This is a genomic window from Cerasicoccus sp. TK19100 (assembly GCF_027257155.1).
Taxonomy (GTDB): domain Bacteria; phylum Verrucomicrobiota; class Verrucomicrobiia; order Opitutales; family Cerasicoccaceae; genus Cerasicoccus; species Cerasicoccus fimbriatus.
Genome location: NZ_JAPWDU010000001.1, coordinates 40,256 through 52,122, shown reverse-complemented (window position 1 = coordinate 52,122; position 11,867 = coordinate 40,256). Strand labels below are relative to the sequence as shown.

The 11,867-nt window shown below is 58.4% G+C and carries 8 protein-coding genes; 6 read left to right on the top strand and 2 right to left on the bottom strand.

Features of this window, described 5'->3' with window-relative positions:
* Positions 1 to 91 precede the first annotated feature (91 nt).
* Positions 92 to 3,112 carry a hypothetical protein gene (locus tag O3S85_RS00190; RefSeq protein ID WP_269536937.1) on the top strand — a complete coding sequence of 1,007 codons (3,021 nt, stop codon included), beginning with the start codon at positions 92 to 94 and terminating at the stop codon, positions 3,110 to 3,112.
* A 216-nt stretch (positions 3,113 to 3,328) separates the two neighbouring features.
* On the opposite strand, the gene O3S85_RS00185 is transcribed toward O3S85_RS00190, so the two are convergent.
* A complete protein-coding gene (locus O3S85_RS00185; protein WP_269536936.1) occupies positions 3,329 to 3,841 on the bottom strand; it encodes a hypothetical protein in 513 nt (170 codons plus the stop codon).
* Between the two features lie 27 nt (positions 3,842 to 3,868).
* Positions 3,869 to 4,738 carry a formyltetrahydrofolate deformylase gene (gene purU / locus O3S85_RS00180; protein WP_269536934.1) on the bottom strand — a complete coding sequence of 290 codons (870 nt, stop codon included), beginning with the start codon at positions 4,736 to 4,738 and terminating at the stop codon, positions 3,869 to 3,871.
* A 313-nt stretch (positions 4,739 to 5,051) separates the two neighbouring features.
* On the opposite strand from purU, the gene O3S85_RS00175 reads away from it, so the two are divergent.
* The 5 genes from O3S85_RS00175 to O3S85_RS00155 all read left to right on the top strand — a co-directional run bounded on the left by O3S85_RS00175 (position 5,052) and on the right by O3S85_RS00155 (position 11,850).
* The gene (locus O3S85_RS00175) at positions 5,052 to 5,579 is read left to right on the top strand and encodes a hypothetical protein (RefSeq protein WP_269536933.1); all 528 of its coding nucleotides are present in this window, start codon (positions 5,052 to 5,054) and stop codon (positions 5,577 to 5,579) included.
* Between the two features lie 135 nt (positions 5,580 to 5,714).
* Positions 5,715 to 6,347 (top strand): transcriptional repressor LexA, encoded by a 633-nt coding sequence (gene lexA, locus O3S85_RS00170; RefSeq protein WP_269536932.1) that lies wholly within the window; start codon positions 5,715 to 5,717, stop codon positions 6,345 to 6,347.
* 13 nt (positions 6,348 to 6,360) lie between these two features.
* Positions 6,361 to 7,044, top strand: a complete 684-nt coding sequence (gene rnc, locus O3S85_RS00165; protein ID WP_269536930.1) for a ribonuclease III — start codon at positions 6,361 to 6,363, stop codon at positions 7,042 to 7,044.
* A 283-nt stretch (positions 7,045 to 7,327) separates the two neighbouring features.
* Positions 7,328 to 10,705: a transcription-repair coupling factor gene (mfd, locus tag O3S85_RS00160; RefSeq protein WP_269536929.1), complete on the top strand. Its 3,378-nt coding sequence runs from the start codon at positions 7,328 to 7,330 to the stop codon at positions 10,703 to 10,705.
* Positions 10,702 to 11,850, top strand: a complete 1,149-nt coding sequence (locus O3S85_RS00155; protein WP_269536928.1) for a peptidylprolyl isomerase — start codon at positions 10,702 to 10,704, stop codon at positions 11,848 to 11,850. The genes mfd and O3S85_RS00155 overlap by 4 nt, the downstream gene beginning before the upstream one ends.
* Positions 11,851 to 11,867 lie beyond the last annotated feature (17 nt).

Below are 11,867 nucleotides of genomic sequence, written 5' to 3'. Positions count from 1 at the left end.
GTTATTTTTTGCCTACAGGAAATAACACTCCCAGCGTCAGCATTTTATACCTGACATAAAGCGATATGCTGATGCAATAACCCCCATCGTCATGAGCTTCGACCTGGCCCCCTTCCGTAAACCTCCTGTGCAGTTTCGCGGCGCTCCGTTTTGGGCGCTGAACCACGACTTGACCGACCATGATCGCCTGCGCGAGCAGATCGATGCGTTTGCCGAAATGGGCATGGGCGGCTATCATTTACACGTTCGCTTCGGTCTGAAAACGCCCTACATGAGCGAGGACTTCCTCGATGCGATCAAGGCAGCCCGCGAGCACGGTGCGAGCAAAGGGATGCTCAGCTACCTTTACGATGAAGACACCTGGCCGTCGGGCTTTGGCGGAGGTGTCGTCACACGCGAGCTGACGCATCGCCAGAACTGGATGGAGATCACCAAAGGCCGCCCGGCGCAGCCAGACTCCAAATATCGCAGTCCGGTGTGCGCTTACCGCATTGAGCAAGATGCGCAGGGCTACCTACTTGGCAGCAAACGCATTGACTACGCAGACGGCCGCGACGACGACTGGTTTCTCACACATGTCATCCAGGAGGATATGGACCGGCATAACGGCGGCTCGCATTTGGACATGCTGAGCCCAGCGGCGACGCAGGCCTTCATTGAGCACACGCACGAGGCTTATCTTAAAGCTTTTGGCGGAAAGTTTCCCGCCGACATTCCGTCGATCTTTACCGACGAACCCAGCATCGGCTTCAATACAAATTTACCCAATCCCTTCAGCGGTAAAGGCTCGCTGGCCTGGACCGGCGACCTGCCCGACACTTTCCGCGAAGCCTGGGGTGCCGAGCTGCTGGACATCTTACCGGAATTTTTCTGGCCGACGCCCGATGGCCCCAGCCCGTGGCGCTGGCGCTTGTGGGACCACCTTTCCGAGCGCTTCGCCGAGGCCTACAGTGACCAGCTTGGCGCGTGGTGTGAAAAGCACGGCATCGCCTCGACCGGCCACATGCTCAACGAAGATAACCTGCCCGGCCAAGTCAACAGCCTCGGCGAATGCATGCGGCACTATCGCGGCTTTCAACTGCCCGGCATCGACATACTTTGCGATGACTACAAGCCCGCCACCGCGAAGCAAGCCGTGAGTGTGGCGCGACAGGATGGCCGCCCCACCGTGATGAGCGAGCTCTATGGGGTGACCAATTGGGACTTCGATTTCGCCGGACATAAGACACAAGGTGACTGGCAGGCGGCACTCGGTATCAACCTGCGCATCCCCCACTTGGCGTGGCTCAGTATGGAGGGCCGCAGTAAGTTGGACTACCCCGCCGCCATTGGCCCGCAGTCGCCCTGGTACCAAGAGTATCGACTCGTTGAAGACCACTTTTCTCGCGTTGGTTGCGCGCTCTCGGCCGGCAAGGCCTTGGTCCGCATTGGCTACATCCACCCAGCTGAAAGCATCTGGCTCTGCCATGGCGTGCGCAGCCTGGAAGACTTTACCCGCAACCAGCACGAGGTGCGTTTTCAGCAAACGACCAACTGGCTGCTCGAGAGCTGCTTCGACTTCGATTACATCGCCGAGTCACTGCTCCCCACGCAGGAACGCGAGACCGAAGCCGCGCAATTACAGGTCGGCGAAATGGCCTACGATGTCATCTTGCTGGCCAACCTCGACTCGATCCGCCAAAGCACACTCGACAGCCTGAAGCGATTCACTGAGCGCGGCGGCATGGTGCTCATATTGGGTAGCCTTCCGGGATTCGTTAACGGCGAAAAAAGCTCCGCCGCCAAAGACATACTTTGCGATGCAAAGCTAATCAGCAATGATGTGCTTTCCCTGCGCGAGGCTCTGGAGCCGTGGCGCGAAATAGCCGTGCACACCGTTACGGATGGCCAGCCCATCAATTCGATCAATCACCAGATTAGGCAAGTCGGCGAAGAACGCATCGTTTATTGCTGCAACCGCCAGAAAAAGCGTCTGCAAAAACGCCCTTGGCCAATCCCTATTACCGAAGCCACCATCCGCTTGAAGGGGCATTGGCAAGTGCGAGAGCTCGACACCTCCACCGGCGAGGAAGTCGACTGCGCCTACTCTCAGCAAGGTCGCTGGACACTGGTTCCCTGGGATTTCCAACCGCAGTCGCACCGTCTGCTACGCCTGAGCCCTGGCTTCGGTGAGCACAAACTACCGACACCGCAATGGGACTACCTCCACGACCTGCCCGAGCCGCAAAGCGTGACCACCGAAGAGCCCAACTGCCTGCTACTCGACATGCCTGAGTGGCGCGTGGATGACGAACCGAGGCAACCCGCGCAAGACAGTCGCATGACGCAGATGCAGCTCGCCGACCGTTTCCACTGGCCTGAGATGCGCCAGCCCTACTCGATCACTGATCTCGGCGAGAGGCATCGCGTGACTCGTCGTTTTACTTTGCATTGCAAAGTGGACATCACCAACGCCCGCCTAATGTGCGAGCGTTTGGCAGAATCCAAACTTACTTTGGATGGCAAAGTATTGGTCCCCAAGGCCACCGGCTGGTGGGTCGACCGCGACTTGCCGACGATGGAGCTCCCGACGCTTTCCGCCGGCGACCACATTCTCGAAATCGAGCAAGAGCTACACGCCGTGGAGCGCTATCTGGAGTGGTGTTATTTGCTGGGAGACTTCGCCGTGGAGATTCGCGGTGCCCATGCCTTCTTAACGAACAACGAAAAGTTGTTCTGGGGCAATGTGGCATCGCAGGGGCTTCCCTTTTACGGCGGCAACCTCGACTACACCTGCGAGATCGACATTGCTGAAGCCGGTGACTACGCGCTGCGTTGCCCAACCTTCGCCGGGCACCTGCTGCGGATCTGGGTCGATGGCAAGGACCGCGGCCCGGTCCCCTTCGCCCCGTATCGCGCCACGCTCGGAACATTGAGCGCAGGCAAGCACACCGTGCGCATTCGCTGCTACGGCAACCGCCACAACACCTTTGGCGCGGTGCACAATAACTTGCCGGAATACGATTGGTTTGGCCCGCCGGCATGGCAGGTCCAAAACGAATGCCACAACCGCATTTGGCAACTCAAGCCGACGGGCATTCTACGCGCGCCGATGATAGAGCGACGAGGCTAACTGAAACCGAGTGGAAGGAAAATGTAGCACGGAGCGTCCTCGCTCCGCAAGCGGTGGCAATACATAAAATCATTCCGAAAGCATCACATTAGCGCAAAGAGCATCAACGAACTTACTAATGTAGTGCCTCAATCCTTGCGGAGCGAGGACGCTCCGCGCTACCTTTAATAAGTGGCAACAGCTTTAGTAAAAATAACGCTGTTGTGAATATAAAACCTACACCACCGCACCGCGATAGCTAAAGTCAAACAGTAGCTCGAACTCCCGTTGCTGGATTTGCTGGCAGCGCTGTTCATCGGTGACGCCCGTGCCCGTGCAGCGGGCCACTTCGTCGATGAAACCCTCCGCGGTGAAGCCGGGATATTCGTTGGCGAGTTTGGCCAGGACTGGGTGGCGTCCCACACTGCGAAACCAATACTTGCCATTGCCGTAGTCCGGCTCGCGACGGTGCATGATACCATGCCAAAAACTTCCGGTAGAGTTGTCGATGCCCTGGCTGATCGTGTGCGACTCATCCAGAAAATCGAGGCGTAGCAGCACGCCGCTAAGGCATGCCTTGGCCATCTCAGCATCGCGAACTTCTGCGTGCGCAAATGCGTGGTCGATTGTCAATTCGCCCAAGCGGGTACGCAGCGATTCATCGGGCTGGCCGGGACCGAGGTTGACGGGGTGCTTGATGCGTAGCCACTCGGCCAACACCGGGCCGTAATCGTCAGGGTTGAAGCTCATATCGTTAGCTAATGGCGGGTGCCCCGCTTAGTCAAACACGACGGTTTTGTTATTATAAACAAGAATGCGATGCTCGAGCTGCCAGCGAATCGCCTGGGCAAAGACCGCCTTTTCCAAATCCTTGCCGCGGCGGATTAAATCCTTGGGCCCATGACGATGCGTCACGCGAGCGACATCCTGCGCGATGATCGGCCCTTCGTCGAGGTCGGCCGTAGCGAAGTGCGCCGTCGCCCCGATCAATTTCACCCCCCGCTCGTAGGCTTGGTGGTAAGGACGCCCGCCCGCGAAAGCCGGCAAAAAGCTGTGGTGAATGTTAATCACCGGGCAGCCGATGTTGGCCAAAAAGTCTTCCGACAGGACTTGCATGTAGCGCGCCATGACCACCAGGTCCACCCCCGCCTCCTGCAGCAGGCGAATCTGCTCCTGCTCGGCACTGGCTTTGTTCGCTTGGGTCACCGGCACGTGGTGAAACGGCAACCCGTAGGACGCCGCGGCCTCGGCCATGTCGGGGTGGTTTGACACCACGACGACTGCCTTGCCCGGGAACTCACCCGACTTGAACCGTAGCGCGATGTCGTGAAAGCAGTGGTCTATCTTGGATACCATGATGCCGACGCGCTGCTGCTCAATGCCCAGCGACACATTACAGCTCATGCCAAGCTCGGTCTCGGCATATTGTTTGAAGGCCTGGCTCTCGGCCTCGGCATGGTGGTCTTCAGCCGGGTTCCATACCAGGCGTTGGAAGAATACATTGGCAGCGTCGTCGCGGTGCTGGTCGGCATGGCGAATGTTACCACTGCGCGCATAAATCCAGCTGGAGACATTGGCGACGATACCAGGCTGATCGGGGCCGAACAACAAGGCGGTGATTTGACGGTCTAAGGATGGAGCGCTCATGCGGAGATTTACCGCAATAAAAGCCATCCGACCGACGGCTTAAAGCCTTTTATCGCGACGATTGCGGCGACTGCCCAACCTGAGAAAGCGGTCTTATTTAGGAGAAGTTACCCAAATATCGCGAATTCTGTAAAGGGAGTGTAAAGGAATCGCGGCGCATTGCTCGCGGTGGCCCGCATTGCCCTGAGTATGCCCCTGCCTGAAAATGGGAGAACCCCCCACAACTCCAAATATGAATCTGTAAGGCAGTGAATACTGCCTGCATGGACGCGATTCGTCTAGTTTATTACTAGTCAGTTAACCCAATCGCGTCATGAAAAATGTATATTACTACGCTCGCCTCTTACGGGGCTTCTACATGGCCCTCTTTGTATTGGCGGCCACTTTAACATCCGCAAATGCCGAATCCGGCGTTTCCGTTTCCAATCCTGAAGGCCAGGTAATCGGCGTGCTCGTCGAACCGCTGCGCAGCAACGCCAAAGTCGCGCCCACGGTGATGATCAGGCTCCACGACGGCAGCGTCCAGGCCACCAACGCCAGTGCGCTCACCCGCAATAACCAAGGCTACGTGCTTAACCACGCCGAGACACCTGCCAGCGAAACCGATGCCGCCAAAGACGCCGCCTTCGAGGTGCGCTCCATGACGATGGCCATGATCATGCAGTCCCATGAAGATGTAAAACTGCTCAGTCAAATCTCGGACATGACCTACAGCGTCAACGACAACAAACTCTACCTGGCGGGCTCGCTAAGCAGCACGCGCGACCTTGAGCGCCTGCTCAATGTAACCGCTGATCTGTGCGAGTTCGAAATCGTGCCCAACATCAAAATCGGCGCCTAAAGGGAGCACTGCGACAACCATTTACCTGACCGCTATTCGCGCAGGGCCCACGCGGCCCTGCGCTTTTTTGTGCACTAAAAGAATTGACACAGTGAACATTAATCTAATACTCATTTGCACAACTATCGAACGATCATGAAAAAACTTACCACCCGTCAACACGAGATTCTAGGCTTCATTCAGCAACAATTTCGTGAGCAGAGCTACTGGCCCAGCATTCGCGAAATTCAGGAACATTTTGGCTTCAAAAGCACCAATGCCGTGATGGGCCACCTCCGCGCCTTGGAGCGCAAGGGTTACATCAGCCGCGCCCCCGGCCAAGCCCGCACTTTCCGCGTCACTTATGATGACGGCACCAACAAGCCCGTGTTCGCCAAAGACGTCGTGGATATTCCGATTTATGGCAGCATTGCCGCCGGTTACCCGGAAGGCGTGGAATCCGGTGGTGAAGTTGGTCGCCTCCAGTTGGATATCGGCACCGCAGGCGTCCGCCGCAACAAGCGCGCCTTCGCGCTGAAGGTCCGTGGCGAGAGCATGATCGATGCGGGTATTTTCGACGGCGATGTCGTCGTTTTGGAGCCTGGCCTACCGCGCAATGGTGATATCGTCGCCGCCCTGATCGACAACGAGACCACCCTCAAGCGCTTTGTGCAAACCGCTGGCCGCGCCCCCTATCTCAAGGCCGAAAATGCCGACTACCCGGAGCTGCACCCCGTATCCGAGTTGCTGATCCAGGGTATCGCCAAAGCCGTCGTGCGCAGCCTCTAGCCATTTTGCGTCCATGGCAGGAGCCAGCTCGCTAGAGCAACGTATCGGTCACCATTTCAACAATCCGGCTCTACTGGAGCAGGCGCTGACCCACTCATCACGCTTGCAGGAAACGCCGGAAGCGTCAGACAACCAGCGCTTGGAGTTTTTAGGAGACTCCGTGCTCGGGTTGTTCCTCGCCGAAACGCTTTTCCATACCTTTCCCGATGAGCGCGAAGGCCACCTAGCGCAGGCAAGATCGGTGCTCGCGAAGGGGGACTTCCTCGCTCAGCTCGCGCGAGAGCTGGAGCTACCGGCCCATCTGCGCATGAGCGAAGCAGAAATTTCTCAGGACGGCCAACACCGCGACGCCGCCCTCGAAGACGCACTCGAAGCGCTCATTGGTGCCATCTATTTGGACAGTGATTACGCCACAACCTGTGCTTGCCTGATGTTGTGGTTTGGAGATTTCAACGTTCGCCTGAGTAAGCGCCTCGCTCGGGATAATCCTAAGGGCCGCCTGCAGGAGTGGACTCAAGCCAACGGTCGCGATCAGCCCAGCTATAACATTGTCGACGAAACCGGCCCCGGCCACGCCAAGGAATTCAAGGCCGAGGTCATCGTCTCGGGCGAGACCCTCGGCACCGGCGCTGGCTTCAGCAAAAAAGAAGCTGAAGAGGCTGCCGCCCGCAGCGCAATTGAGCAGTTAGGGATTTGATGATCAAATCTAATGTGTGCTTTTTCAAATACTGCATTGGTTAAAACCACGAAGGACACGAAGCCCACGAAGTCTAACTTAGTATAGTTTCGGAGTGCGAAGTATCGACGGACAATGACACTTCGAAAAGACTTCGTATCCTGCGTGATTTAACGCGGTTAGATGCTTCCTCAGTCAGTTGGAGTAAGCGAGGTATCCATTTGCCACCATTGCGCGGTTGCCATTCCTCGAAATTCCATTTCTCTGAATCGTTTGCCTGTCGCACTCCTGCGCGCTTGAAGTCATGAAACCGGTCGTTCTGCCAACCGATGCAGATATCCGCCTTTATTTTGGGGTGGCCGGTCCCGCTGTGCCTGCGGTCAGCGCCAACCTGCTCACGGCGAATGGCAAACCGCCGCAGGTAACGGTCCTGCTTGGCCCAGCCGGGCGCACGCTGGAAGCCTGGGCAGAGGACCTGGAGTTCTTTTTCCGCAGACAGAAACCCAAGGCGAATCTGCGCGTCCTCAGCCTCCCCAACCTCGGCGATTTTGAGGAAGACGACGCGCGCGCCTTCGAGCTCAGTTGCGACCGACTGGCAGCGCTCTCGGCGCTCGTCGCCCCCAAGCCTGGCGAGCACATTTGTCTGGCGGTCCACCCGGGTGCCCTGCTCCAGCACGTGCCGCAACCCAAGCAGCTCAAGACAGCGTCGGTCCGCCTGAAAGTTGGCGAGCAGGTGAATTTTCAAGGATTGATCGACAAGCTGAACAACGAGCTTGGCTATGACTCCGAGGCCATCTGCGAGACGCCGGGCCAATTCGCGGTGCGCGGCGGCCTGATCGACATCTATCCGCTCAACGCCACGGCCCCACTGCGCATCGACTTTTTCGGCGACGAAATTGACGCCATTCAGGAGTTCGATCCCACCAGCCAGCGCTCGGGCGACTCGGTAAAGGAAGCGCTACTCTCCCCCGCAATTGAGAGCAGTTCAACCGACCAGTCCACACTGCTCGACTACCTGCCTAAGAAGGTCACGTGGCTGATCCGCGAGCCGCGTCAGCTGGCCGAGGACGCGCCCGAGCTTTTCCAATATCCGGAGAACATCCCCCCACCCTCGCGCAACCTCAAACACCTGATGGACGCCCGTGCGGGCAAAGCCGACCAGTGGTTTGCCCTGGCCGAGCTGGACCTCGATCATCCGCTGCTCGGCGACTCCCCACAGCGCGAAGAAGTTGTGAGTGAGGCCCTGGAGCCCTACGTAACCTTTGCCGAAAGCAACCAGCTGGGCGTGATTCGTCAGGAGTCCGAGCAACGCTCGCGGCGCGACTTTCTCCACCAGATTTTGCAGTGGCACAAGCGCGGTCACCAAGTGCATTTCGTGCTCAAAACGGAGGCCGAGGAGCGTCGCCTGCGTGAGATGCTGACCGAGGACCCGTCGGGAAAGCAGCTCAAGGCCAACTGCATCATTGCCGGCCTGAGCGAAGGCTTTCGCCTGGCCCTGCCAGAGCGGCAGGAAGTCTTTGTCACCGAGGCTGAGCTGTTTGGTCGCAAGCGCATTCGCGTGGGTCGTCGCCAGCGCAAGATGCCACACCGGCAGGCTGTCGATCAGGCGCTGGACTTCTCCGAGCTCGCCGACGGTGACTACCTCGTCCACCTGCAAAACGGCGTGTGCATGTTCCGCGGTTTGCAGAAGCTGAAGGTCGGCCAGCGCGAGGAGGAAGTCATTTCGCTGGAGTTCGATGAGGGCGTCACCGTTCACCTGCGCCTGCACGAAAGCCATTTGCTGAGCCGCTACGTCGGCCTGAGCAAAGCCACGCCCAAGCTGGGCAAACTCGGCAGCAGCGCTTGGCTCAAGGCGCGGGCCGCCGCCGAGCGCGCCACGCTGGACTTTGCCGGGGAACTGCTCCGTCTGCAGGCCGAGCGTGAGACGAGCCCCGGCCATGCCTGCGCGCCCGACCACCCCTGGCTCCGCGATTTCGAGGATGCCTTCATCCACGAGGAAACGCGCGACCAAAAGCAGGCCATCGAAGACGCCAAGCGCGACATGGAAAAGCCACTCGCGATGGACCGCCTGCTCTGCGGCGATGTCGGCTTTGGCAAGACCGAGGTTGCGATTCGCGCCGCGTTCAAGATGGCGCTCGACGGCAAGCAAGTCGCGCTCATGGCCCCAACGACCGTCCTTTGCCAGCAGCATTTTCAAACGCTACGCGACCGCTTCGCCAACTACCCGGTCACCGTGGAAATGCTGTCCCGTTTTCGCACTCCACAGCAGAAGCGCGAGATCATCAAACAGCTCAAGGAGGGCAAGATCGACATCGTCGTCGGCACCCACTCGCTGCTCGGCAAAGATGTAAAATACAAGGACCTCGGCCTGCTCGTCATCGACGAAGAGCACCGCTTTGGCGTGCGGCAAAAAGAGTCGCTCAAGCAGCTCAAGCGCAACGTTGACGTGCTCACCATGAGCGCCACGCCAATCCCGCGCACGCTCTACTTTGCGCTGGTCGGCGCGCGCGACCTCAGCGTCATCGAGACCGCGCCCCGCGACCGCCGCCCGATCGAAACCATCGTCAAAAGCTACGAGCCCAAGCTGGTGCAGACCGCGATCGAGCGGGAAATCGAGCGCGGCGGCCAGGTTTTCTATCTGCACAATCAGGTGCAAACCATCGAAGCCGTCGCCGCCCATCTGCGCAAGATGATGCCCAAGCTGAACATCGGCGTCGGCCACGGCCAGATGTCCGAACGCGCCCTGGAAAAAGTCATGACGGACTTCGTCAGCGGGCGCTACGACGTGCTCGTCTGCACGACGATCATCGAGAACGGCCTGGATATTCCCAACTGCAATACGATCATCATTGAAGGTGCCGATCGCTTTGGCCTAAGTCAGCTGTATCAATTGCGTGGGCGCGTCGGGCGCTTCAACCGCCAGGCGTATTGCTACCTGCTGCTGCACCGGCACGGGCGCCTGCTCGATCTGGCCCGCAAGCGGCTGGGCGCGATCCGGCAGTTCAACCAACTCGGCGCGGGCTTCCGCATCGCCATGCGCGACCTGGAGCTACGCGGCGCGGGCAACCTGATCGGCCTGAAGCAGCACGGCCACATTGCCAATGTCGGCTTCGACCTGTATTGCCAGCTGCTGCGCCAGAGCATCGCGCGGCTCAAGGGGGATGAGCACGCGGCCGTCATCCGCGCCAACGTGAAGCTGGATTTCGTGCTCGTGGGCCGCTACGTGGACGAGGCCGTCGGCGGCGAGGTCAAGATCGGCTACGACGCGCTGAAGAAGATCGACCGCGACCGCGACGCCGTGGAAAAAGTAGAGGCCTTCCTGCCCGAAGTTTATCTGCCGGAGGCCCGGCTTCGCATCGATTTTTACCGCCGGCTCGCGTTGGCCTCCCGCCCGGAGGCGGTGGCGGAGATCGGCGAGGAACTGCAAGATCGCTTTGGCAAACTGCCTGCCGAAGTGAAAACCCTGCTTTTATTGACAGAAATTCGCGTCTGGGCTGAACGTTGTGGCTTTTCCACAGTCGAAACCGAAGGCAACAAACTTAAATGCAAATACGCGCGCAAAAAGGCATCGGAATTCCTATTGATCGGTAATCGGTTTCCCCGCTTGACCGGCAGGGACGCCATAACCAGAATGCGCGAAATTTTGACATTCCTGAAACGACAGGAACCAAATCTGACATGACGAAATACCTGCTCATCATTTTCTCTTTCATCATTGCGCTCAACGCGCAGGCTCAGCCCAAGGAAGATTGGGACATTAAATACACCAACGGCATTGCCGCGCAGGTGAACGATGAAATCATTACGCTGGAAGCACTGCGCAAGGAAGTCGCACCGCTGGTGCCAGAAGTCCGCCGCAGCTCTCGCTCGCGCATGGAGTTTGATCGCAACATCCAGTCGATCACCCGCGAAATCCTGCAAAACATGATCGACCAGATCCTGATCATCGATGAGTTCAATGAGAAGGGCTACATGATCCCCCAGTCCTACCTGGACAACGAATACGACGACTACATCACCAAAGAATTTAACGGCAGTCGCCCGGAATTTCTCGATTACCTGCGCATGCAGGGCAAGACAGACCTGCAGTTCCGCGAGGAGCTGAGAGACCGCATCATCGTAGGCTACATGCGTGGCCAGATGATGAAGTCCCAAACCGAAGTCAGCCCGCAGAAGATCAAGGAATACTATGAGAAGAACAAAAGCCAGTTCTTCGAAGACGAAGGCGTAAAGCTGCGCATGATCACCCTGATGCCCATGACGGGCGAAAGTGAAGACCTGATGCAGCAGCAGGCCGCCACCATCATCGAGCAACTGGCACAGGGCGGTGACTTCGCCGAACTGGCACGCAAATATAGCCAGGACATGAATGCCGCCAACGGTGGCGACTGGGGATGGCGCGAGTTTGGTGACCTGCGCGACGAACTTGCCAACGCCGCCATGCAACTGGACGTCGGCCAATACAGCCAGCCCGTTGTCATCGAAAACGTGACCTATATCGTGATGGTCGAAGAGAAGCGTGAATCCGGCGTGAAGCAGTTGGAAGCCGTTCGCCAGGAAATTGAGCAGGCCATCACCACGCAACTCGCACGTCAGGCGCAACAGCGTTGGCTCGAGCGCCTACGCAAGAAGGCCTACATCAAATTCTTCCTCCGTGAAGCTGGCCCGGCCCCGGAAAACGACAGCGGCCCGGTCGAAATGAAGATAGGCAAAAAGGAAGAAGAGCCCATGCCTTGGGAAACGTTCGACGCGAACCCCAAGGAGCCCATCCCGGTCCAGGAGGTTAATCAGCCAGAGGGCATGGATACGCACCGCAACAAGCGGTAAGGGCCAAGCCATTTCGC